Source organism: Acinetobacter sp. WCHAc010034, from assembly GCF_001696615.3.
GTDB lineage: Bacteria > Pseudomonadota > Gammaproteobacteria > Pseudomonadales > Moraxellaceae > Acinetobacter.
On sequence record NZ_CP032279.1, the window covers coordinates 3,480,811 to 3,504,863 of the forward strand.

The window sequence follows — 24,053 nt, forward strand, 5'->3', positions numbered from 1 at the left end:
GCAGGCTTTTTACACGGTTTTTAGCAATTAAGCATTTTCACGCGCAATTGCGCGGTAGCCGATGTCTTTGCGGTATTGAACGCCGTCAAAAGTCACTTTCTGGCACAGCTCCAACGCTTTAGCTTGCGCCTCGCCAATGCTGTCGCCCAACGCGGTTACGCAAAGCACGCGGCCGCCGGCAGTCACAATCTCGCCATTGGCATTAACTGCAGTGCCGGCATGGAACACTTTCGCATCCGTCATTTCGGTGTATAGACCAGAAATCACGTCATCTTTGCTTGAAGTTTCAGGGTAGCCCTTAGAAGCAAGAACGATGCCGACGGTTTTGCGCTCATCCCATTCAGCTTCAGCAGGAAGGTTGCCTGCGATGCCTGCCTCAACCAAATCCACCAATGATGACTTTAAGCGCATCATGATTGGCTGGGTTTCAGGGTCACCAAAGCGGCAGTTGAATTCGATAACTTTTGGCTGACCTTCGTCATCAATCATCAAGCCTGCATACAGGAAGCCTGTGTAGACATGGCCATCCGCTTTCATGCCGTCAACCGTTGGGCGCATTACTTCTTTCATCACGCGCTCAAACACTTCAGCAGTCACGACAGGCGCAGGAGAGTAAGCGCCCATGCCGCCGGTGTTCGGGCCTTGGTCGCCTTCAAAGATGCGCTTGTGGTCTTGCGAAGTAGCCATCGGCAGGATGTTGCCGCCATCAATCATGCAGATGAACGATGCTTCTTCGCCGGCAAGGAATTCTTCAATTACAACGCGGGAACCGGCATCGCCGAATTTGTTGCCGGCCAGCATGTCATCAATCGCATCAAAGGCTTCTTGATTGGTCATGGCGACAATGACGCCTTTTCCGGCAGCCAGGCCGTCAGCTTTGATTACAATCGGCGCGCCATTTTTTTCAACAAATGCTTTGGCTGCATCTACTTCGGTAAATACGTCATAGAATGCTGTTGGAATATTGTGGCGCTTTAAGAAATGCTTGGCGAATGCTTTAGAGCCTTCCAGCTGCGCAGCGAATTGGGTTGGGCCCCACACTTTAACGCCAGCTTCACGGCAGGCATCAACCACGCCATTGACCAGCGGCGCTTCAGGGCCAACGATAATTAAATCAACCGCATTGCTTTTGGCAAACTCGATAATCGCGGCATTGTCTAAAATGCTTAAATTCACATTTTCGCATTTGTTTTCTGTTGCGGTGCCGGCATTGCCCGGCGCAACAAATACTTTCGCTACTTTATCGTCTTGCGCGATTTTCCATGCAAGCGCATGTTCACGGCCGCCATTACCCAAAACTAAAATATTCATCGGTTCATACTCCATGAATCGAAAATGACATAAAGTCCTCAACCTAAAAATAGGAGAGGACTTTATGCAAGATTAGAAATCTATTTGTCTAAATGCAGATGACATTGTAATTACAGTCATTACATGAACATCCAATCACTTAGTGACGGAAGTGGCGCATGCCAGTGAACACCATTGCAATGCCGTGTTCATCAGCCGCTGCAATTGTTTCTTCGTCGCGCATAGAGCCGCCTGGCTGGATGATGCATTTGATGCCGGCTTTAGCAGCGTTATCAATGCCGTCGCGGAACGGGAAGAATGCATCAGATGCCATGACTGCGCCTTCAACGACTAGGCCGGCATGTTCAGCTTTGATGGCTGCAATGCGCGCGGAGTTGACGCGGCTCATTTGGCCTGCGCCTACGCCAATGGTTTGACGGCCTTTCGCATAAACAATTGCATTAGACTTCACGTATTTCGCAACTTTCCAAGCAAAGATCAAATCATCAATTTCAGCTTCAGTCGGCGCAATTTTTGTCACGACTTTCAGATCATCTTTCGTGATCATGCCTAAGTCCTGGTCTTGAACCAATAAGCCGCCGTTTACGCGCTTGTAGTCAAGCTGCGGCGCGCGCTCATCAATTTTCGGCAATTCGCCGCAAACCAGCACGCGGACGTTTTTCTTCGCGCCGGTAATTTCCAGCACGCCGTCAGCGATGCTCGGCGCAATGATCACTTCAACAAATTGACGGTCTACAATGGCTTGCGCAGTCGCAGTGTCCAATTCGCGGTTGAATGCAATGATGCCGCCGAAAGCGGATTCAGGGTCAGTTGCATAAGCAAGATCGTAAGCCGCTTTGATACCATCTAGAGATACAGCAACGCCGCATGGATTTGCGTGTTTTACTATGACACATGCCGGCTTGGCGAATGACTTTACGCATTCCAGCGCTGCGTCTGTATCTGCAATGTTGTTATAGGAAAGCTCTTTGCCCTGCAGCTGCTTCGCTGTAGAAACAGACGCTTCAGAAGCGGTGCTTTCAACATAGAAAGCAGCAGACTGATGCGGGTTTTCACCGTAACGGAGATCTTGCGCTTTATTCAGCTGTGTATTGAAGGTGCGTGCAAACTTGTCTGCCTGGCCTTCCTCTTTGCCTACGCGGGCGCCCAGGTAAGAAGCAATCATGCCATCGTACTGTGCTGTATGCTCAAAGGCTTTAACCGCCAGGTCAAAGCGTGTTGCCTGAGATAAAGCGCCATCGGCTTTAAGCTCCGCCACTACCGCTGCATAGTCAGACGCATTCACCACAATGCCGACAGAGGCATGGTTTTTCGCCGCAGCGCGAACCATAGTCGGGCCGCCGATGTCGATATTTTCAATCGCGTCAGCAAGCGAGCAGTTCGGCTTGGCGACAGTCGCCGCAAAAGGGTAGAGGTTGACAACAACAAGGTCGATTGCGTCGATGTTGTGTTCAGCCATTACCGCTTCGTCCAGGCCGCGACGCGCCAGAATGCCGCCATGGATTTTTGGATGCAGAGTTTTTACACGGCCGTCCATCATCTCTGGGAAACCTGTATGCTCTGAAACTTCAACTACGGCGACATTATTGTCTTTCAACAATTTGTATGTACCGCCAGTAGATAAAATTTCTACCCCAAGAGCAGCAAGGTTTTGTGCAAATTCAACAATACCGGTCTTGTCAGAAACAGAGATTAAAGCGCGTTTAATAGTCATGATCTTCGTCACAGTCTTCAAGTGCAGATTAAAACAAAAATAGGCAAAATTCAGGTTAAAAAAAATGCCTGCGGAAGCCGCAAGCATTTTATCATTTATTCACTCATTAAACCGTGAGCTTTCAACTTTTTACGTAAAGTCCCGCGGTTGAGTCCGAGGATCTCGGCAGCGCGTGTCTGATTGCCGCGCGTATATTCCAGAACTACAGATAAAAGAGGTTTCTCCATTTCTGCCAGCACCATGTCATATACCTGAGAAGGCTGTTCGCCTTGCAGCTGTGCAAAGTAATGACGAACTGCGCGGTCTACGTGAATACGCAGAGCGACATCAGATTGTGCAGTAAAAATAGGAGATTTGCTATTCATGCGAATTAATCCGAAAAAATCAGGTATCACTTGGGTAAAGTGATATATAAAAGTGGTCTAAAAATTCAATGAACTCTGTCTTAGATCCTAAAACTAGAGTTCTAAAACGCGTACATTACAATTTAGCTTAGCTTGCCACAACTCAGGAAATTGATCAGAATTTAAGCGTAACAATAGATTAATATTTGTTACAGGCCAAAATCAAACAAAAAAATCTGCTCAATACGCAATATCATCTAAAGCGCATTTGGCGGGATCGTATTTTTTGTGAAAAATTAGTGAGGAGTTTGCAGTGCAAAGCTTTCGTGGCGCGTATCATACCATTGTCTTAGAAAAAGTGAGCAAGAAAACTGCATTTTTTTTTAATTTTTTTGCAGTTTTTAATAGTTTTTTTCAATCTTATGGATGAATTATTTCTAAATTGTAGCTGTCGAAGCTTTTGCGGTCGACAGGGAGCCTGAATTTGAATTTGAACGGGCTGTTGGTCGGAATGCGTTGAATGCCGGCAAGGCTCTCGGTTAAATATTGCTGATATTGCAGGGTGTAGGTTGCAAATACCGCGCCATGCTCTTTGAGCTCGACACGGATCAGCGGCAAGGCCAGGCTGCGGTCATGGTAGTTGATCAGCTGGCCTCTGAATTCCACTTCATTTTTGGAAATTGCGCGGACTTTTACTTTTTTGGTGCTGATTAAATTGTAATGCGCTTCAAGCTTGGAGCAGTTGAAAACTTCGCAGACGGCATTAAACGAAGCGCCCATAACCGGGCTGTTTTTCAAATACTGCGGATTGAACCAGAAAAACTGGAACAGTAAAGTGCCGATCAGCAGGAAATTCACCGCAGTCCAGGCTGCGTAGTTCAGCACGCTGCGCTTTTTCTCGGTATCGGCTTTGTCTGTCCAGTTCAGCGCCGGAAAGTTGCCAATCGGTTCTGTGCTGAAATAGTTCAGATTGTTTAAATAGGTTTTCAGGTCAATATTGGAGTTTTCAACTTTATCTTCAAAAAGGTCCAGCAGCCCGCGCGGCTGCTCAATGCAGCTTTGCGCCGGCGCCTGTTCAAAGCTGAATCTTGAAAGGTCAATTTGAGCTGCAGGCGAAAAAACGGCGTCTGCAGCCTGCGGTTCAGCTGCAGCATGGGCCGCAGAGGCTTTATCTGCAACTAAATAGCTTAAGGCATTGAACGATGTTGAGCACTTAGGGCAGCAAACCATGCCCTGAGCAATGGTCAGCTGAGTGACCGTTACTTTGTAGGTGGTGGAACAAGTTGGGCAGAATGTCTGTTTATTGCTCATAAGTGCTTAAGGTAATCTGTTAATGCTTTTGGCGCTTTCCTGAGATCCGGCACCAGTGTTCTTCACGATGTTCGACCTCTAATATATCAAAATATTTTGAGTAAATGCTAGAAACATCAGCAACTTGTTCTTCGATGACGCCCGCAAGTGCGAACTCTCCCTCAGATTTAACCAAAGCTGCGAACTCAGGCGCAAGCTCCATAAGCGGGCCGGCCAGAATATTTGCAATCAGGATGTCCGCCTGCTGTCCTTTGAAGGCTTCATTGAACTCTTCCGGCAGGCCGACATACAGATTTTCCAGCACGCCATTCAGTTCGGCATTCTGTTTTGTGGCATGAACCGCCTGCGGGTCAATGTCGGTGGCATAGACTTTTTTAGCGCCCAGCAGCAAAGCCGCCACGCCTAAAATGCCTGAACCGCAGCCGTAATCAATCACAACTTTATCTTTAACATCGGTTTTGCCCAGCCACTGAAGGCAAAGGAAAGTTGAGGCGTGGTTGCCTGTGCCGAAAGCCAGGCCCGGATCCAGCTTAATGTTCACTGCGTCAGGTTCTGGCGCTTCCATCCATTCAGGAACAATCCAGTATTTTTCCGCAATCTGAATCGGCTCATAGGCGTCCATCCAGGTGCGTTCCCATTCCTGATCTTCAATCAGCTCGCTGCGCAAGGGTGCTCCAGGCAGCTGCGCCTGAATAAAGGTTTCCAATGCCGCCACGTCAATTTCTTCGCCGTCTTCCTGCGCATAGATGCCGGTCACAATGACTTTGTTCCAAAGCGGAGTTTCACCCGGCAGCGGTTCCAGCAGTTCCTGATTCTCAGCATCATCCAAAGTTACACTGACTGCGCCCATAGAGCTGAGCAGGGTTTCGGTGTAATCGACTTGCGCTTGATCAACAGTAATATGAATTTGTAACCACTTCACGGGAAGAACCTAAATTGTTATGTAAAAGGCTATTGTAGCGGAACTCGGCATTCAGCGCCTATAGCTTATTGCCCGAACGCTGAAAATAAAGGATGCGCAAAAGCGCTGGCTGTGGCGGATGCTTAAAGCGCGCTCTCCCCGGTACGCGGCAAAGGGCGCATTGACCGGAAAAGCCTGATCCGCAGCGGCGGGTTAAATTTTGGAAGTTTCCGCGCCTGTCATTAAATGGCCGCCTTTGCGGGTTAGGATAAAGCCAAAAAACATGGCGAAAATGTACATAAATAGGGAATATACGCCGGCAGGAATAGCAATGGCGGTATTGGATAAAACCGACAGCGCAATGGTCATGGAAATGGCGGTATTGTGAATGCCGATCTCAAAGGTGCAGGCGCGCGCCTGCTTTTCAGGAATTCTGGCCAGATGCGGCACCAGATAGCCGATAAACAGGCTGGAAAAGCAGAAGATGGCTGTGGCGATTCCGACATCGGCGAAATACAGCACGACATTGTTTTTTTCCTTAAACAGCGCGTAAATAAAAATGGACGCTAAAAAGAACGCTGACAGCAGGCGCATGGGCCGGTTCAGCTGATAGGCAAGCGCCGGCGCTGCAGAGCGCAGCAGCATGCCAAGGCATACGGGAATCAGGATAATCAGGAAGACCTGCGCGATTTTTTCGACCGGCATGCCGATTGCGGTTTTTTCACCTAAAAAATGCAGCAGGGATAGATTGACAATAAAAGGCAGGGTAAATGTGCAGAGTACTGAATTGATGGCGGTCAGGGTGATGTTCAGCGCCACATCGCCTTTATAGATATAGCTGAACAGGTTGGCTGTCGGCCCGCCCGGCGAAGCGGCCAGCAGCATCAGGCCGACGGCGAGCAAAGGCGGTAGGTTCAGCACTTTGCAGATCAGGAAAGCGATTGAAACTAAAATAATCAGCTGGGTGAAAAGCGCCAGAAAGACTACTTTAGGGTAGCGCCCGACGCGCATGAAGTCTTTAACAGAAAGCTCTAAGCCCAGACCCATCATCATCAGGGCCAGTGTTACGGGCAGAAAAAAAGCAAATAACCCCGAATCCATGGAATATCCTTTTTTTTATTTTCGTCCTTAATTAGGCGTATTTTGAGTGTAAACCAGTTTTTTAAATAAGCAATAAATAAAGCGGGCAAAACATTGTCTGGCCCGCTTTTTGCAACAGTGGGGCGGCGGTTAAGCCGCCGTAACGCAGGGAATTATTTAGGGCGGGGCGCTTCAAAGCCTAAGGCGCATTTGCCTTTAACTTCCATGCCGTCAATGGTGACCGATTTTACGCCGGTGTCGCTGTCGCAAGCTGAATAGAGTTCGGCTTCATCGCCTTTAATCATGGCATGTTTGCCGGACGCGAAGAACTGCGGTTCGCATGTGCCGTTCCAGATAATGCCTCGGTAAGCAAAGCTGACCGGCGCGCCTTGTGATTTGCCTTTGCAGACTTGCTGATATTTTTGAGCATTGTAAACCGTTTCAACTTTGTCATTTGCAGAGGCTGCAAATGGCGCTAAACATAAACCGCAGAGAATCGATGACAGAATGACATTCTTATGCATGATTGTTGTCCTTATGGTTTCTAACGGGCCTATCTAACAGGATAAAAAATAAGCAAAATAAAGCAACATTGATCAGGTAACTTTTACTTTAAAATTGTTTCATTTTGCTTAAATATGCAATTCTTAACGGCAAAAGATTGCCGGATGAAAACCGCTGTGCTAGGCAAATCGCAATAAAATCGACTTATTCTGTCAACTTATGCATGAAGTTTTGCTATAATACTTGGTCATTATTTTTCAACTCTCTCAATACCACTATGCATTATCCTAAAGTTTACGATGTCATTGTTATCGGCGGCGGTCACGCGGGTACTGAAGCGGCGCTGGCTGCGGCGCGCATGGGCCGACAGACGCTGCTTTTAACTCACAACATTGAGACTTTAGGGCAGATGAGCTGCAACCCGGCCATCGGCGGCATCGGCAAATCGCACCTTGTGCGTGAAATTGACGCGCTGGGCGGCGCAATGGCGCTGGCTGCCGATAAAGGCGGCATTCAGTTCCGCATTCTGAACTCGCGCAAAGGCGCGGCGGTGCGCGCAACCCGCGCGCAGGCTGACCGCGTGCGCTATAAAGCCGCCATCCGCGACACTTTGGAAAATCAGGCCAACTTGGATATTTTCCAGCAGGCGGCTGATGACCTGATTGTGGAAGGCGATACCGTTAAAGGCGTCGTGACGCAAATGGGCATCCGCTTTGATGCGAAAACGGTGGTATTGACGACAGGCACATTCCTGGGCGGCGTGATTCACGTCGGCTTGGAAAAATCCAGTGGCGGCCGCGCGGGCGATCCGCCTTCAATTTCATTGGCTGCCCGCCTGCGCGAATTAAATTTGCCGGTCGGCCGCCTGAAAACCGGCACGCCGCCGCGGATTGATGCGCGTTCAGTAGATTTTTCCGTGATGACTCCTCAGCCGGGCGATTTCCCGTCGCCGACCATGTCCTTCATGGGCGATGCTTCGATGCATCCGGAGCAGGTGAACTGCTACATTACGCATACCAATGAGCGCACGCATGACATCATCCGCGGCGGCTTAGACCGTTCGCCGATGTATACAGGCGTCATTGAAGGCGTGGGCCCGCGCTACTGCCCGTCGATTGAAGACAAAATCCATAAATTTGCCGATAAAGATTCGCATCAGGTGTTCCTGGAGCCTGAAGGCTTGGATACGCATGAACTGTATCCAAACGGCATTTCAACTTCACTGCCGTTTGATGTGCAGTTTGAGCTGGTGCGTTCAATCCGAGGCATGGAAAATGCGCACATCCTGCGTCCGGGCTATGCGATTGAATATGACTACTTCAACCCGCAGGCGCTGAAATTCTCTTTAGAAACCAAAGCCATCAATAACCTGTACTTTGCAGGCCAAATTAACGGCACGACCGGCTATGAAGAAGCGGGCGCGCAAGGCCTGCTTGCCGGCCTGAATGCTGCGCGCCGCGCATGGGATCAGGAGCAGTGGACGCCGAAGCGCGATGAAGCCTACATGGGTGTTCTGGTGGATGACCTGATCACCTTGGGCACCAAAGAACCGTACCGCATGTTTACTTCACGCGCGGAATACCGCCTGATGCTGCGTGAAGACAATGCAGATCAGCGCTTAACTGCCATTGGCCGTGAAATGGGGCTGGTGGATGATGAGCGCTGGACAGCGTACTGTGAAAAAATGGAAGCGGTAGAAACTGAAAAAGCCCGCCTGCAGCATCTTTGGGCTGCGCCAAATAACCCGATGGGTAAAAAGTTTGTGGAAATGACCGGCGCTGACCTGTCTAAAGAATGTTCGGCAATTGATCTGCTGAAGCGTCCAAACATCAACTTTGCGCAAATTGCTGAGCTGACTGATTCAGAAGTGTCTGCATTTGTCGGCGAGCAGATTGAAATTGCAGTGAAATACGAAGGCTACATCAACCGCCAGCAGGAAGATGTGGCGCAGATGAAGCGTTTGGAAGAAACCCGCATTCCTGCAGATTTTGCTTATGATGCAGTTTCAGGTTTGTCGCGTGAGATTACGCTGAAATTGAAAGAAGTTCGCCCTGAAACATTGGCGCAGGCCAGCCGTATTCCGGGTGTAACGCCGGCAGCGGTTCAGCTGGTGATGATTACCATCCGCAAGAATGCGCAGGCGAAGAAATCCGCCTAAGTGTGAAGCTTGAAAAGCCCGCGCAAGCGGGTTTTTTTATTTAGGCAGCCTCGTCCTTTTGTTCTTTTTCTTTTAAGCGTTCAAGGAGGTCAATAAACCATTGTTCAGTTCTTACATTATCTAAGTCTTTATCTTCATTTAGATGTTCACTTGACGGGAGGGTATTATGGTCCACGGCATGCAGAAGATTCTCTTTACAGAGTTCTTTATTATTCTTTATCGAGTAGTAACATGCCAAATTGTAAGTATGATTAGGCTGTATTTTTAAAGCACTTTGATATTGCTCAAAAGCATTGTTAAATAGGTTTTCATCATTTTTTAATTTAGCCAAATCTGCAAGTACGACACCATAATTATTCAGATAGCCTGCATGATTCGGTAGTATTTTTAAAGTCATTTGAAATTGCTCAAAGGCTTTTTCAAATAGAAGTTCATCTTGATTGATTCTAGCTAAATTTGAAAGAGCAAGGGCATAGTTACCAAGATTATCAGCGTTACTAGGTTGAAGTTTAAAAGCTTGCTCATTAAGATCAAATGCTTTTTCAAAGAGAGTTTGATCTGATTTGATATTTGCATAAGTAGCTAAACTTAATGCGTAATTATGTAGGCAACCATAATGACGTGCTGATATTGCTAAAGCTTGATCATAAACTTTATGGCTTTCCTCAAATTTATCTTGACTCTTCAAGTAGTGAGCCTGTTGGTCATATGCCCACATAATGTCATTAATAGCTTTTTCAGTAAGTCCTTTTGTTGATTCTTTATTTGGGTATTTGTGGATAACAGCGGTATATAAGCTTTTATTTAATGGCTTTTCAGCTTGTTCTTTTAGATATCCAGTCAAATTCTCAAGGATATCTAATCCATCTCCCAGTGGGTAAGGTTGGATATTTTCAAGTTGTTGGTCTAGGAACCTATAAGGATTTGAAAAAAGTTCTGGTGGAAAATATTCAAGTTCTTTTGCTAGTTGGATTAAGAAGTCATCAGCATCAATGCTACCAATGTAATGTGTTAAATTATTATTCTTTTTTAAAAAACCTTTAACTGGCTCTACTTCAAGTAGATCAATATTCTCTTTTCTTCCTGTCCAAATTAAACGATGTTGTTCTGAATATTTTTTCTCGAGTAGGGGGAAAAATTCGTCTGCGTTTCCACTATAACCAATAAATAAACTTGGATTGGAATTTAATGTTGAAGCAATAAAATCACCTAATTGTTCGGTATGTTTTAGTGTTTCTTCTTGAGTATTCAGTTGAACAAATCCTGTACCTTGCCCATGCAAGTGAACAATAGACGGATCATTAATCAAATGATAAAGATGTGGATTGGCGGTTGCAAAATCATAAATCGAAGGGTGTAAGCCAAGCAGATTACAAGCACGTGACAGTATGCTGTCAAAATTAAATGTTAGAACACGTTGGATATATCCTCCTTGCATAAGACAAGCGAGCGCAATATGCGCCCAATTGATTTTTTTATTGTCTATAATATGTGGCTTAAGTAATTCCCTACGCTCAGATTTATCTAAAGCAGACATATATTTGCCATAATTATATTTGTCTTTTTCAGGGTCAATATTTTTGACTTGGATTGGAAATTTTTTACAAATCTCTTGAATGAATTCTGTTGCGGTTGGAACATCTGCTCTCACGGAGCAACCAGCACCTGTAAAGAATACATATGGTTTTTCATTTTCTTTGGCTTGTTTTAAAAGCTGTGCGACTTCTTGTACTGTAAAGCTCATTTTATTTATATCAGTATGAATAATCTCTAGATTGTATTTGGAAAAATATTATTTTTGAACGAGTTTTTAATATTTTTCAAAGTTATATTGCAACATACTATTTTAATTGTGGGTATAGTTTTGTGTCAGGCAGGAGAGGCTCTGTTTATTTTATCCTTACTAGATTTTAAGCATAAAAAAAGCCCTAAAAGGGCTTTTTTTATTTTGCGATTAGTTAGCAGCTAAAGCTTTAACTTGCGCGTTCAAGCGGCTCTTATGACGAGCAGCTTTGTTTTTATGGATGATGCCTTTATCAGCCATGCGGTCGATTACTGGAACAGCTGTTTTGTAAGCTTCAGATGCAACTGCATAGTCACCAGCAGCGATAGCAGCTACTGTACGTTTGATGTAAGTACGAACCATAGAACGCAAGCTTGCGTTGTGTTTACGTGCTTTAACGTTTTGACGGGCACGTTTTTTAGCTTGAGCAGAGTTTGCCACTCGTGCACTCCTTGAATTAGATTGGTCTGGGCGGGCTGCAACTCAACTGAAAACCAACATCAGAAGAACTATACCCAGCCCGTAAACAAGTGCCATATTCTGATTAAACTATGCTTCGAAGTCAAGTCTTGACATGCTTTGACAACATTTTAGATGCAGAAAAATCTCAAAGAAAACGTTAGATTAGTCCGATAGCCGGGAGATTGTATAAAAAATGATTAAATTTATAGAAAATGCAATTGTAATTGGGGCAACCGGATTAGTCGGCAGGGAATTGGTTCGCCAGCTGAGCCGGAATGAAAATTGTGCCAATATTACCGCCGTGGTCAGGAAGCGTGATGAAGAATTTAACCAGCTGGAAAAAGTCCAGCAATTTGAGCTGGACGATTTCCTGCTGCTGAATGAGCAGGATGTCAGCGGCTATACCCATGCCTTCAGCTGTTTGGGCACCACCATGAAGCAGGCGGGTTCAAAAGAAAAATTTTATAATACCGATTTCACTATCAATGCGCATTTTGCGGAATTGCTGGAAAGCATGGAAACGCACTTTATTTTGCTCAGCGCTTTAGGGGCAGACGCTAAATCGCCGTTTTTTTACAACCGGGTTAAAGGCGAGCTGGAATATTATGTGAAAAGCCTGTCCTTGTACCGGACATCAATTATCCGGCCCTCCCTGCTGCTGGGGCAGCGCCAGCAGCAGAGAACGCTGGAGGACGCCGTGCAGACGCTGTACCAGCGCTTTTCGCATTTGGTGCCGGACAGTTTTAAATATAAGCCAGTGACAGCAGCCCAAGTGGCTCATACTATGGTCGATGCAGCGGCTGCGCAAACTGAAAAATTTCAGATTTATGATAATTTACGCATACAAAAAACCGATTGAGGGAGAGATACGTGTCTACCGTGCCTTTTGTAACTTGTGATTTGCTGGATGATAACCCGGAAAAAGACCTGCAGGTGGTGACGCCGTCACTGGATGGAAAATTCTTTAAAAGCTATGGCGCCCGCAAAAGCTTTGGCGGGCAGGCCGTTACCGTAAAATGCTTTGAGGATAACTCCCGCGTGAAGGAGCTGCTGGCATCTGAAGGCGCAGGCAAAGTGCTGGTGGTTGATGGCGGCGCGTCTATGCGCTGCGCGTTGATGGGCGACTTAATTGCTGAATCTGCCGTAAAAAACAGCTGGAATGGCGTGATTATTTACGGCTGCGTGCGCGATGTCGACGCCATTGCCGAATTGGATTTAGGCGTGCATGCCTTGGCGGCTATTCCGCAGAAGAGCAACCGCAAGGGCGCTGGGGAAACCGATATTCAGCTGAATTTTGGCGGGGTCAGCATCAACTCAGGCGATTATGTGTATGCAGACAATAATGGCATTGTCATTGCAAAAGAGCCGCTGGCTGCGCTTTAAGCCGCAGAACTGCAAGCCGGACTCAGATGCATCAGCCAGCGGTTTTAGCCGGCTGATGCGCCGGATATTGAACAATAATGAATAACTAAGCAAAACTAAAAGAGGGACACAACCATGCTGCATCATCGAATTAAAGTCGCGCAGGCTTTTCTTTCCGCAATTGCGGAGGGCGGGCGCGGCGCCAGCGGTACGCCTTATCCTCAGCAGCCGGAAAAAGCCTTAAAGCTGTATGAGTTTGAAGGATCGCCTTTTTGCCGCCGCGTGCGCGAAGTGCTGACCACATTGAACTTGGACTATGAGGTGTATCCTTGTCCCAAAGGCGGCCAGCGCTACCGTCAGGAAATGAAGCAGCTGGGCGGGAAAAAGCAGTTTCCTTTTTTAGTCGATGAAAATACCGGCGACCAGCTGTATGAGTCGCAGGCCATCATTCACCACCTGTTCAGGCATTACGGCAAAACCGGAACAACCCCGAAAAAGTATGCGCGCTATCCTAAAATACCTGTGGCGGCTTTTGCCGGAACAATTCTGAATGGCGCGCGCGGCGTTTGGGTGAATAAGAACATTTTAAACCGTGAAGCGCCGCCGCAGCTGCTTGAGCTGTGGGGCTTTGAAGCCAGCCCTTATACCCGCATTGTCCGCGGCGTACTGACAGAATTGGAGTTGCCGTTTAAATTTCACAATGCAGCCAAAGAGCGCTGGCAGGATCAGGGCTTGGCGGCGCTGCGCCTGAAGCCGGGCAAGTATGCGCCGCTGGCGGGCGGCAAGCGTGAACGGATTTTAATGGTTATGGGCGATAACCTGCAGGTGCCTTATCTGGTTGATCCGAATACCGGCGTCAGCATGTTTGAGTCGGCGGAAATTGTGAAATACCTCCAGCAGCAGTATGGAAAATAGATAGCGGAAAAATCCGGCGCTGCTGTGCAGGGGCTGCAGCGCCCGTCCGCAAGGCCTTGAAGCATTTGGTCTAAATTGCCCTAAATGAACTCGCTTTTCCGGCTTTAAGGTGTATAACTGTATAAATATACTTAATTCTAGGGATATCCTGCGGGTATAGATCTGATTAAGCTAAGAAAATTTAGTTAAGGAGAAGGCAGGCGATGGCATTGGAAGCAATTTTGCCGGTACCGGTTCTGGTGGTTGAGGATGAGGAAATTATCCAGCTCAGATTGCGGAAAATTTTAACTGATCTGGGCTATGCCAATGACGTCCTGCTTTTTGCTAAAAACGTAAAGGAAGCGTTTGCTTTTCTGGAACAGCAGCCTATCTCGCTGGCCCTGATTGACTTGGGGCTGCCGGACGGCAACGGTATTGAAATTATTGAAAAGATCCGCGTTTCGGACAGCAATGCGCTGATACTGGTGATTTCGGCATGGAGCACTCAGGAAAGCCTGTTTGGCGCCATTAAGGCCGGCGCGACCGGCTATGTGCTGAAAGAGCGCGATGACGCGGAGGTGCTGCTGTCAATCCGCAGCATTTTGCGTGGCGGCGCGCCGATTGACCCCTTTATTGCGCGTGAGATTCTCCGGCAGATTGCCGCCTCTGAGCATGAAGACACTGTTATTGCGCCGCAAAGTTCAGAGGCTGAACCCAGCCTGCTGACCGCGCGGGAAAAGGAAATACTGAATTTGGTTGCGCAGGGCCTGAGCAACCGTGAAATTGCGGAACAGCTGTTTGTTTCGCGCTATACAGTGGAAAGCCACATTAAGCATATTTACCGAAAACTGTCGGTTACCAAGCGGACAAAAGCGGTCAGCGCTGCGCGGTCACTGGGAATCCTGTAATGCGCCGGTGGAAATATGCATGGCTCATCATGTTCTGCTGTTTCGCCAGCACCTTCAGCTATGCATTTACTTCCTACGACATCAATGATCAATGCCGGGTTGACCTGAACAGCATTTCTAAAGTCAAGACCGACTCCAACCTGCAGCTGCCGCAGGCCGGCTGGGAAGCGGTTAAAATGCTGCCGGACCGCTGGGATATGACATGGCCGGATTATTCAGGCGGCGCATGGTACAAGCTGGAATGGACATGGCAGTGCAAAAACGATGCGCGCCTGGCTGAGCCAATCGTATTTTCACTGGACTATATCAACTCTGCCGGCGCCGTTTTTTTAAATGGCGATATGCTGTGGAGTGACCGGCATCTGCAGGAGCCGCTGTCTAAAAGCTGGAATATGCCAAGGTTGTGGGTCATGCCCATTTCCGGGCTGGAAAACGGCAGCAATGAAATCCTGATTTATGTTTACGGCTATGCAGTGCAGAGCGCGGGCATCGGCAAAATCAGCTTTAATAACGTGATGCAAGCCAATGCGGCGCAGCAGCAGAAAATCTGGAATACCCGCACCTTATTTCAAATCAACATCATTCTTTCAGGTGTTTTAGGTATTATCTGCTTGGTGATCTGGCTGTTCCGCCGCTCGGAAAGCAGTTTTGGCTGGTTTGCCCTCAGTTCGCTGCTGTGGATTTTCTTTACTTCCCATGTGCTGGCGGCAGAAACCGCGCCATTTCCAAACTCACTGGCGGCATCCCGGGCCAACTTATGCTTTTTTATCCTGTATATTCTGTGTTTCTGCACTTACCTGCTGCGCTTTATTTCGGTGCGCAAACCCAAGCTGGAACGCGCCATGCTGCTGCTGACGGCCGTCTGCATTCTGAGCATATGGAGCGTTTCTCTGGGCATGATGAGGCCGCTGTTCGGCACGGTTTTCCTCTTTTACTGCGGCGTTTTTCTGCTGGTGTATCTGTATTTGTGCTGGGTGTCTGTTAAGGCGAAGCGTTCGGACTATATTTTCCTGGCAGTCTGCATGACTGCAATTGTATTTTTCGCGGTTTTTGATGTGTATAGAACTTATACAGGCGAAAGCCATGAAATCGGGCCTTTATCGCCTTATACATCACCGCTGATTACCCTGTTTATTGTGGTGATTTTGGGCGCGCGGCTGAACAAGAGCATTAAGCAGATTGAGCAGTTTAATGATGAGCTGTCGACCAAGGTGCAGCAGGTGAGTCTGGATTTAAGTTCCAGCCTAAATGACAAGCACCGCCTGGCGCTGTTCAATGCGCGCCTGCAGGAGCGCATTAAGCTGTCGCATGATCTGCATGACGGCTTGGGCGCGTCCATTGTGCGCTCGATGATTTTAGTGGATCAGTGTGAGAAGAACATTCCAAATCAGCAGTTTCTGTCGATGCTGAAGCTGCTGCGCGATGACCTGCGCCAGATTATTGACAGCGGTTCGGCCTTGGATGATAAAATTCCTGCATCGCCGATTCTTTGGGCCGCGCCGGTGCGCCACCGTTTCAGCCAGCTGATGGATGAGCTGGATATTCATGCTGCATGGCGCTTTGCGCCGCAGTGGGAGGCGGAACCGTCTGCGTTGCAGTGCCTGAATCTGATCCGGGTGCTGGAAGAAAGCCTGACCAATGTGCTGAAGCACAGCCAGGCCACGCATGTGCAGGTCAGGATGGATTTTACCGGCCCGCATCAGCTGGAGCTGGTGATTCAGGACAACGGCGTCGGCTTTGATGCGGACTGCGTCAAGCAGAATGGCATGAGCATTGGCATGCGCAGCATGAAAACCCGGGTAGAGCGCATGGGCGGCCAGCTGAATATCAGCTCAGCTAAGGGTGAAACCGTGATTCAGGCCATCATCAATTTAAAACCGTCATGATGCGGAAGCTGCAGCGCGCTGTACGGAAAAAATAAGGAAGAGGCCGAATTTCCAGGCCCTAAACTTGCGCCGATTGGCATCTCAAGGGACAATACGCAAAATTTAATGCGTAGTTTTTCTTATGTCCCAATCCATAGATATTTTAGGCGGCATTTCCGCCGAGCAGTTTCTGGCCGAATACTGGCAGAAAAAACCCTTGCTGGTGCGCAATGCCTTGCCGGAAATTGCCGGCCTGCTTGAACCGGATGATGTGATGGAGCTAGCGCTGGAAGAGCACATCAGCGCGCGCCTGATCAAGCAGAAAGACAAAGACCCGGATCAGTGGACAGTAAAGTCTTCTCCGCTGATTAAGGGCGATTTTCAGAAAATGCCGAAGCTTTGGACGCTGCTGGTGCAGGCAGTCGATCATTATTCCTTTGACCTTGCGGAACTCTGGAAGAAATTTTCCTTCATTCCACAATGGCGCCGCGATGACATTATGGTGTCCTATGCGCCTAAAGGCGGTTCAGTCGGCAAGCATTTTGACTTCTATGATGTGTTTTTGGTGCAGGGCTATGGCCGCCGCCGCTGGCAGCTGGGGCAGATGTGCGATGCGGAAACCGAATTCGTTGCCGGGCAGCCGCTGCGCCTGCTGCCGGACATGGACGTGAATTTTGATGAAGTGCTGGCGCCGGGCGACTTGCTGTATGTGCCGCCGGGCCTGTCGCATTACGGCGTTGCGGAAGATGAGTGCCTGACTTTTTCTTTCGGTTTCCGCATGCCAAATATTACGGAAATGATGGACCGCGTCAGCGACAAATTTTCGGATGATCAGCTGCTGAAAAACCCGCTGGCGGACATCATCCGTGATCAGCAAAGCCCGATTGGGCAAATCAGCCAGAATGAGCTGGAATATCTGAAAGCAAAACTGTTTGAACAATTGCAGAATTCGACGATGCTGGAAGACGCCATTATGAGCCTGATGTCTGAGCCGAAATATCCGGAAAATATTCCAGAAGCAGAAGAAATTGGCGCCGGCGATCTGGAAGAAGCGCTGGAGCAGGGCTATCAGCTGATGCTGGAGCCTGCATCGCGCCTGCTGTATACCGATCAGGACGATGCGCTGCTGTTTTGGGCCAACGGCGAAGGCATCTGCATTTCCGAGCAGTTTGCGCCGCATCTGAAGCAGCTGGCGGATGGCCAGCCGATTGCTTTGGATGAAGCGCTGTTTGATCAGGAGATTCTGGAAGATATTGCGCAGCTGCTGAATGACTCCGTGCTGATGCTGCTTCCAGCTGAAGCGGATGAATAAACCCTGCAGGGCATTGTAAAAGAAGGCTTGCTGCGGCATAGCCTGATTTAAAAGAAAACCTGAGCCTGTAAAGTTAAAATATAAGCGCAAGCAAGTATTTTAATCATAACGGCTCAGGTTTTTTCATATCAGCATACTTGCTTTATCAATTGCTTAGCGCTGTTTTAAAGCATTAAGGCCAGCTGCTTTTAAATGCGCAGGCTATGACCACCAGTAGCGCAGAATATGAAAGAAAATAGGCGCAGAGAAGCAGATGGAATCAATCCGGTCCAGCATGCCGCCGTGCCCGTGAATCAGCTGCCCCCAGTCCTTTACGCCGCGGTCGCGCTTAATGGCGGACATCACCAGCCCGCCAAAAAAGCCGAAGATGCAAACAATAAAGCCGATCAGCGCAGCCTGCCAGTAGCTGAACGGCGTCAGCCAAGACATTGCCACGCCTAAGGCTGTGGCAAGGGCAATCCCGCCAATTAAGCCTTCAATGGTTTTTGACGGCGACAGAACCGGCGCGACCTTATGCTTGCCGAATAATTTTCCGCAGACATACTGCAGCACATCAGAGGTCTGCACCACCATAATCAGCCAGAGCGCCAGCCAGATTTTATCGCCCTGAAAGCCCGGAAGCTTCAAATTGATCAGTGCCGGGACATGGGAAATGCAGAATACGCAAACCATCAGCCCCCATTGAATTTTAGCGCTGCGCTCTAAAAAAAAGGTGGTGTCTTCCTGCTTGAGCGTGGCAATTGGGATCAGTAAAAACACGTACAGCGGGATGAAGATAGAATACAGGCCATACCAGTCGATGTAGACCAGATAATACTGATAGGGAATCACAAAATAGAACGCGATCAGCAGCGGAAAATAGTCGCCGCGCCGTGTCGGCAGCAGGCTGATAAATTCGCGCAAGGCAAACAGGGAAATCAGGCCGAACAGGATGATGAATGTGATTTTGCCGATCAGAATGGCTGTGCCTAAAACCAGCAGCATGACCCACCATGCATTGATGCGCGCGTTTAAATTGTCAATGACCGGCGCAGGCTTCAGCCCGGCTTTGCGCTTTAAAATATGCCCAATGCTTGAGGCAATCACTAAAATAGCTGCAAAAATGCCGAACAGCAGATAGGTCATCTGCAGATTGGTTAAATTCATTGATATTCAACCTCTTTTAATTTAAGCAATTCGCTTTGCGCATACTGCAGAAATTCAGCTTTATCCTGCATCAGCTGCCTGTCTAATGGACAGCCAAAGATCACGGTGGACAGCAGCGGCAGCGGAACCAAAGCGCCTTTGGGCATGACGCGCTTTAAATTGGAAATCCACACCGGAATAATTTCAACGTCTGGAAACTGCTGCTTAAGATGGTAAAGCCCGCTTTTAAACTGCAGCAGCTCAACATCATCATTTAAATTGCGCGTGCCTTCCGGGAAAAAAATAATCGAATAGCCTTCGGCAAGCACCGCTTTTACCGGCTGCAACGGGTCTTCGCCGTTCCCGCCGCTGCGCCGTATGGTGACGCCGGAAAAAGCATCCTGAATTAAAAAGCGCCGCAAACCGTCTTTCAGCCAGTAATCTGAGGCGGCAACTGGGCGGGTCCGGCAGCGGATATGCCGGGGCAAAGATGACCACAGCAAAATAAAGTCGATATGGCTGTTGTGATTGGCGTAGTAAATCCGCTGCTTCATTTCCGGCCGGCACCCGACCCACAGGCTGCGCGCGCCAGTCAGCAGGCGAGCGCCGCGCCGGGTTAGAAATGCGATAAAGCGGGCGCAGGATCGGGACAGTAAGTTGGGCTTTCTTTCGGTCTGCGGCATGGTCAAATGGCCTGATGATGTATTGTTAAAGTCCAAAATGCTAAGCACATTAGGACAAGATACTGCATAAACAGCAGACAGGCTTGCGCTTTAAACAGCCGGATGCAGCCCTGAAAGCGCTCAGTCCAGCCGCGGCCGGCTTTCGCCTGAGGCATCAGCTTGAGCTGAATTAAGCTTTGGTCTAAATCTGCGGTGATTTCATGCAGCGGCTGTTCAGACTGCGCTAAGGCGTCCAGCAGCCGGGCATCGAACAGCACCCGCATGGAAAGGTAATGATGCGCAGCCAGCAGCAGCACGCAGAAAAGCAGCGCGGAAAAGCGGTACAGGCCGGGTGAATTGGGCTGCAGCAGGAGAATAAAGCTGAACGCAAAGGCTGCATAGCCTGACAGCAGCAGCCCGCGCGTGGACTGCAGCAGTTTGCTCAGCACTGTAAAATTCATTTTCATGGCGCAAGCCCTTTTAACTGGCGCTGATAGCTTTCCAGCTGCTGCATTTGCGGCGCTCTGATGACCACCCACGGCCGCGCGGACTGAACAAGCGAAACAGCGTGCGCTGCGGATTCTGCATGGCCTTGCTGCATGAGCCACGCCGCTAAAATGGCGCTGCTGCGGGAGTAGCCCAAGGCGCAGAAAATCAGCAGCTTTTGCGCTTGGCCTGAAGAATTATCCAGCGATCCGAACAGCTGCTGAAACTGCAGGGCTGCCTCCGCCAATTGAGCCGCCTGCAGAGGCATAAGGTCCAGGCTGATGAACTGCCGGTAAGCGCAGTCCGCCTGCACGGGAAGCTCTGCACAGGCATCAAACAGCGCAGCATAGTTCTGCGCATGGCTTGCGTTTGGAATCCGGCCCAAATAAATTTCAGCGCTTTCAATGCGGATGATCTTGGAATCTTCCGGATGCCTGCGGGTCCAAAACCGGCTGTTCAGCCATGCAAAACAGAAATAAGGCGCGAATAGCAGCCAAGCGCCTGCAGTCATTCTGCCGTTGGCCTGCTTTTGAAAAAAATGCGGGCGGTTCAGCGCATAAGCGCTGCTGACCATGAACAGGCTGGCAGCGGGGTACAGCAGCCATAAAGCCCATGAGCGGATGAAATAGGCGGCCAGCGCCAAAACCATGGCAGCGCTTAAATAGTAAAGCGCCAGTTTGAAGTGTTTCGGCTCGGTGCGCGAGAGGCGGTTATTGCGCCAAGGCGCTTTTGCCGTAACTGGAAACAGCCAGAGGCAGAGCGCGCCGGCCAATAGCCCTGTCGGAATATCAATAAAGTGATGCTGCCATGTGGTCAGCACCGATAAGCCGATTAGGAATGCCCAAATATCGGCAACAAGCTTCCAGCGGCCGGGCGCATGGCGCCGGTAAAAATCCCACAGGATGATCAGCAGGACAATATGCAGCGAGGGCGCCTGATTAAACGGCTTGTCAAAGCCCATCAGCACATCAAACCATAAGCCGAAGAAGCCCTGCAGCTCAGGCCGTTCAAAGCTGAATTTCAGCGGAAACAGCAGGAAGCAGCTGATTGAAATCAATTGCGCCGCTAACAGGCGCAATACATGCTGGCGCAGTTCAAATTTATTCCAGCACAGCAGCAGCGACAGGCCATAAAACAGGTCAATTGACCAGTAAGGCACAATCGTCCAAGGCCAGAGCGGAATATGCTTTTCCCAGCTAAAAACCATCACGGGAACCTCGGCCAGCCCTGCGGCATACTGGTTGGCGAAGCCGTAACTTAAAAAAAACAGCGGCGCAAGAAACAGCAGGCAGAGCAGCCCCCATCGCCATGTGCCGCTTTGCCGAGTCAGTTCCTGCATGCAGACCTCTTTCATGATGAATTATGGATAGGCCGCTTAGGGCTTGCTTTTTAATTTTTTCGCTACGGAAACGGTAAAGATGCCGAAGTCATCAATGCATTGATCGATCTTCTGAAAGCCGGCTTCTTCCACCAGCGCATCCATTTCCGCCTGAGAGCGCAGGCGCATCACCCATGCATTGCCTGCGCGGTGAGAGGTCAGCGCGCGGGCGATGAATTCCTGCTGCGGATGCCAAATTTGACCGGTATAAATCAGATAGCCTTCGTCTTCTACCGCTTGGCTCAGGCCTTGCAGCGACTGGCGCAGCAGATCATTATCATTGAACAGCTCATACAGTCCGGAAACCACCGCCAAATTCGGCTTTGGTTCGACATGGGCCAAAGATTCAGCATTAAAGGCGTCCGCTTCGGCAAATTGCGCAATATCCTGCAGTCCGCGCTCAGCAATCAGGGCTTGGCCGGCCTTGACATTCACCGGGCTGTAGTCACGCAGCAAAATCGAGGCTGGACGCTGAGGCAATTGCGCTGCTGCATCTAAAATATAGCGCCCATGGCCTGCAGCGATATCCATGATCTTCAGCGCTTTGCCCTGTTCCAGCAAGACCTTCGCGTATTTGTTCAGCAGCGCTTCAATATTCTGCTTGCGCACCCGTATGCCGCGCCAGCCAATAGCATTCAGGTATTGGCGGTCAATAATCTTGCCGATAGGGTTTGCACTTTCAGCCTGATTGCGGTAGACGAAATCCAGCGTGCTGCCGGAGTCATAGCCGGTTTCTTCGCCAATTTTCAGCCCTTGCGACAGCAGGCTGCCAATTTTCAGGTTCTTTTTAGTCAGCGCCCAAAAAGACTGCCTGATGGATTTCGGCGGCAGCGCTGCGCTAAGGTTTTCCGCCACGGCGCAGCTGGCGCCAATTTTGTCGGCATGCAGCACATTCGGCGCCTGATACGGCTTGGCAAAGCATTGCACGATAAAGCGGCGGATTTTCTGCAGGGCAATCCCGCGCTGCTTTTCACCTAAAGTGTCATGGTAAAAGCCGTCTAAGATATGGAATTCTTTATGCGGATGCGGCAGTTTTTGATAAAAGTCCCACTGCGGTTTCTGATGCACCACAAAATCTGAACCTGAACTCAGCACCTGCGTCGGCACATAAATATTTTGCGCATCATCGACAATGCGTTTTGAGGCGGCGTACAGCCCCAGCAGCATGCGCACGGAAATCGCCCGGGCAATTTTCGGGTCGGTGCCGTAGCTTTGCGCGCGTTCTTTATCATGGGTCAGCATTTTGGCTTTGACATAGCTGTTAATGAAAAAATTGCCTTTGAGCTGGCTCAGGACGCTTAAGCCGGGTTTGGCAAAAGGCACATACAGCTTAATGTCAAAGGCGGGAGAGGCTAGGCAAAGCGCGCGGATTTTAGGGGCATAGTCATGCACCCACGTAGCGGCCATGACCGCGCCAACGCTTTGCGCAACCACGGCAATATTTTTAGAATCAATGTTATAGCGCTGCTGAATATGCTGTACAAAGTACTGAATGTCCTTGACGCAGGCGGAGAAGCTCGGCGCGTCGCCGCGTTCGCCGGGAGACTCGCCGTGGCCGCGGGCGTCCCAGGCGAAAAAGTCAAACTCAGGCAGCTGCAGCTCTTCGACCAAGTGCGCCATGCGGCCGGAGTGCTCATGGCCGCGGTGAAACAGCAGAATCGCCTTTCTGGTTTTTGATTTGGACGCGGTGCTGCGCCAATGCTGGTAAAACAGCTCAGTGCCGTCATGCGTTTTAAAGGTGTGCTGATTATTGTTATGCATCGGTAATCCCATGTTTAAAAGTAATAAAATTATTTCAAGCTGTTTTTAATCCGGTTATAGAGGGTAAGGCAGAGCAGCAGGTTAATCAGCGCAAGCAAGCCGCTGCAGAGGTAAAACAGCAGCTGCGCTGAAAATGCAAACCAGTGCTGCGCCAGTAAAATAATGCAGATCAGGCTGAACCAGAAGGCGCGGTCGCTTTTCCCCATCGGGCCATCATAGCGCCGCTCCTGACCCACCAAGGGCGCCATTACCCCGGCATATTCCGCTAAAATGGCAAGGAAAGCCGCCAGCAGCAGCAGTTCATTCTGCACAGCGCTGAAGGCAATCAGGCAAAGATACAGCGCGGTATCGGAAATGATGTCGCAGAGTTCATTATAGAAAGCGCCCAGCTTGGACTGCTGCTGAAACTCGCGCGCCAGCATGCCATCGATGGCGTTAAAGGCCATACGCAGCAGCATCCACAAGGGAAACAGCAGGATCAGCCAATTGACTGCATGCGTCAGGTAATAAGCATACAGGCCGGCAGCCAGCCCCACTGAAATGAACATGGCGCTCAGCGTCACTGCATTTGCACTTACGCCCATGCGGTACAGCGCTTTGACCAATGGACGCAATAAATTTTGAAATGCAGGCTTTAATTGGTAAATAGAAGGCATTGTCTTTATTTTAGCGTCTGATTTTGCATGGATTTTAAACGCTTTTCTCCGCTGTTTTCAATTGTATTTATTTTCC

22 protein-coding genes are annotated in these 24,053 nt (G+C 49.2%); 7 read left to right on the forward strand and 15 right to left on the reverse strand.

Annotated features, from left to right (window positions below; translation table 11 throughout):
• Nucleotides 1-27: 27 nt before the first annotated feature.
• The 7 genes from purD to BEN74_RS18395 all read right to left on the reverse strand — a co-directional run bounded on the left by purD (nt 28) and on the right by BEN74_RS18395 (nt 7,185).
• Entirely contained in the window at nt 28-1,311 is a 1,284-nt protein-coding gene (gene purD, locus BEN74_RS18365) for a phosphoribosylamine--glycine ligase (RefSeq protein WP_068910905.1), read from the reverse strand.
• Nucleotides 1,312-1,450: 139 nt separating this feature from the next.
• Complete coding sequence (purH, locus tag BEN74_RS18370; protein WP_068910906.1) at nt 1,451-3,025, reverse strand: bifunctional phosphoribosylaminoimidazolecarboxamide formyltransferase/IMP cyclohydrolase; 1,575 nt, start codon at nt 3,023-3,025, stop codon at nt 1,451-1,453.
• A gap of 95 nt (nt 3,026-3,120) precedes the next feature.
• Nucleotides 3,121-3,390, reverse strand: coding sequence for a DNA-binding transcriptional regulator Fis (fis, locus tag BEN74_RS18375; RefSeq protein WP_001086304.1), 270 nt, complete (start codon nt 3,388-3,390; stop codon nt 3,121-3,123).
• A gap of 399 nt (nt 3,391-3,789) precedes the next feature.
• Nucleotides 3,790-4,680 (reverse strand): DUF3426 domain-containing protein, encoded by an 891-nt coding sequence (locus BEN74_RS18380; RefSeq protein WP_068910847.1) that lies wholly within the window; start codon nt 4,678-4,680, stop codon nt 3,790-3,792.
• A gap of 19 nt (nt 4,681-4,699) precedes the next feature.
• On the reverse strand, nt 4,700-5,602 hold the full coding sequence (gene prmA, locus BEN74_RS18385) for a 50S ribosomal protein L11 methyltransferase (protein ID WP_068910848.1): 903 nt from the start codon (nt 5,600-5,602) through the stop codon (nt 4,700-4,702).
• Between the two features lie 192 nt (nt 5,603-5,794).
• Nucleotides 5,795-6,682, reverse strand: coding sequence for a bile acid:sodium symporter family protein (locus tag BEN74_RS18390; RefSeq protein ID WP_068910849.1), 888 nt, complete (start codon nt 6,680-6,682; stop codon nt 5,795-5,797).
• Between the two features lie 152 nt (nt 6,683-6,834).
• The gene (locus BEN74_RS18395; RefSeq protein WP_068910850.1) at nt 6,835-7,185 is read right to left on the reverse strand and encodes a hypothetical protein; all 351 of its coding nucleotides are present in this window, start codon (nt 7,183-7,185) and stop codon (nt 6,835-6,837) included.
• Between the two features lie 257 nt (nt 7,186-7,442).
• Here BEN74_RS18395 and mnmG point away from each other — a divergent pair, with 257 nt between their 5' ends.
• A complete protein-coding gene (mnmG, locus tag BEN74_RS18400; RefSeq protein ID WP_068910851.1) occupies nt 7,443-9,323 on the forward strand; it encodes a tRNA uridine-5-carboxymethylaminomethyl(34) synthesis enzyme MnmG in 1,881 nt (626 codons plus the stop codon).
• A gap of 40 nt (nt 9,324-9,363) precedes the next feature.
• Here mnmG and BEN74_RS18405 read toward each other — a convergent pair whose 3' ends face one another.
• Both BEN74_RS18405 and rpsT read right to left on the reverse strand, forming a co-directional pair.
• Entirely contained in the window at nt 9,364-11,067 is a 1,704-nt protein-coding gene (locus BEN74_RS18405; RefSeq protein WP_068910852.1) for a TPR end-of-group domain-containing protein, read from the reverse strand.
• A 210-nt stretch (nt 11,068-11,277) separates the two neighbouring features.
• On the reverse strand, nt 11,278-11,547 hold the full coding sequence (rpsT, locus tag BEN74_RS18410) for a 30S ribosomal protein S20 (RefSeq protein ID WP_068910853.1): 270 nt from the start codon (nt 11,545-11,547) through the stop codon (nt 11,278-11,280).
• 214 nt (nt 11,548-11,761) lie between these two features.
• Here rpsT and BEN74_RS18415 point away from each other — a divergent pair, with 214 nt between their 5' ends.
• From BEN74_RS18415 to BEN74_RS18440, 6 genes are all read left to right on the forward strand, one after another.
• Nucleotides 11,762-12,427, forward strand: coding sequence for an NAD(P)H-binding protein (locus BEN74_RS18415; RefSeq protein WP_068910854.1), 666 nt, complete (start codon nt 11,762-11,764; stop codon nt 12,425-12,427).
• An 11-nt stretch (nt 12,428-12,438) separates the two neighbouring features.
• The gene (gene rraA / locus BEN74_RS18420; protein ID WP_068910855.1) at nt 12,439-12,951 is read left to right on the forward strand and encodes a ribonuclease E activity regulator RraA; all 513 of its coding nucleotides are present in this window, start codon (nt 12,439-12,441) and stop codon (nt 12,949-12,951) included.
• A 114-nt stretch (nt 12,952-13,065) separates the two neighbouring features.
• Nucleotides 13,066-13,845 carry a glutathione S-transferase N-terminal domain-containing protein gene (locus BEN74_RS18425; RefSeq protein ID WP_068910856.1) on the forward strand — a complete coding sequence of 260 codons (780 nt, stop codon included), beginning with the start codon at nt 13,066-13,068 and terminating at the stop codon, nt 13,843-13,845.
• A gap of 203 nt (nt 13,846-14,048) precedes the next feature.
• Nucleotides 14,049-14,732 carry a LuxR C-terminal-related transcriptional regulator gene (locus BEN74_RS18430; RefSeq protein ID WP_068910857.1) on the forward strand — a complete coding sequence of 228 codons (684 nt, stop codon included), beginning with the start codon at nt 14,049-14,051 and terminating at the stop codon, nt 14,730-14,732.
• Entirely contained in the window at nt 14,732-16,618 is a 1,887-nt protein-coding gene (locus tag BEN74_RS18435; RefSeq protein WP_068910858.1) for an ATP-binding protein, read from the forward strand. The genes BEN74_RS18430 and BEN74_RS18435 overlap by 1 nt, the downstream gene beginning before the upstream one ends.
• A gap of 121 nt (nt 16,619-16,739) precedes the next feature.
• Nucleotides 16,740-17,909: a cupin domain-containing protein gene (locus BEN74_RS18440; RefSeq protein WP_068910859.1), complete on the forward strand. Its 1,170-nt coding sequence runs from the start codon at nt 16,740-16,742 to the stop codon at nt 17,907-17,909.
• 201 nt (nt 17,910-18,110) lie between these two features.
• On the opposite strand, the gene BEN74_RS18445 is transcribed toward BEN74_RS18440, so the two are convergent.
• Genes BEN74_RS18445 through BEN74_RS18470 form a run of 6 tightly spaced genes read right to left on the reverse strand, consistent with a single transcriptional unit; the run spans nt 18,111 to nt 23,977 of the window.
• The gene (locus BEN74_RS18445) at nt 18,111-19,055 is read right to left on the reverse strand and encodes a phosphatidate cytidylyltransferase (protein WP_068910860.1); all 945 of its coding nucleotides are present in this window, start codon (nt 19,053-19,055) and stop codon (nt 18,111-18,113) included.
• The gene (locus BEN74_RS18450) at nt 19,052-19,717 is read right to left on the reverse strand and encodes a lysophospholipid acyltransferase family protein (RefSeq protein WP_068910861.1); all 666 of its coding nucleotides are present in this window, start codon (nt 19,715-19,717) and stop codon (nt 19,052-19,054) included. The genes BEN74_RS18445 and BEN74_RS18450 overlap by 4 nt, the downstream gene beginning before the upstream one ends.
• A 2-nt stretch (nt 19,718-19,719) precedes the next feature.
• Nucleotides 19,720-20,163 (reverse strand): hypothetical protein, encoded by a 444-nt coding sequence (locus BEN74_RS18455; RefSeq protein WP_068910862.1) that lies wholly within the window; start codon nt 20,161-20,163, stop codon nt 19,720-19,722.
• Entirely contained in the window at nt 20,160-21,521 is a 1,362-nt protein-coding gene (locus BEN74_RS18460; protein ID WP_068910907.1) for a phosphatase PAP2/dual specificity phosphatase family protein, read from the reverse strand. Before BEN74_RS18460 ends, BEN74_RS18455 begins: the two co-directional genes overlap by 4 nt.
• Nucleotides 21,522-21,557: 36 nt before the next feature.
• Nucleotides 21,558-23,321: a bifunctional alpha/beta hydrolase/class I SAM-dependent methyltransferase gene (locus BEN74_RS18465; protein WP_068910908.1), complete on the reverse strand. Its 1,764-nt coding sequence runs from the start codon at nt 23,319-23,321 to the stop codon at nt 21,558-21,560.
• Nucleotides 23,322-23,350: 29 nt separating this feature from the next.
• Nucleotides 23,351-23,977, reverse strand: a complete 627-nt coding sequence (locus tag BEN74_RS18470; protein WP_068910863.1) for a CDP-alcohol phosphatidyltransferase family protein — start codon at nt 23,975-23,977, stop codon at nt 23,351-23,353.
• Nucleotides 23,978-24,053: the final 76 nt, after the last annotated feature.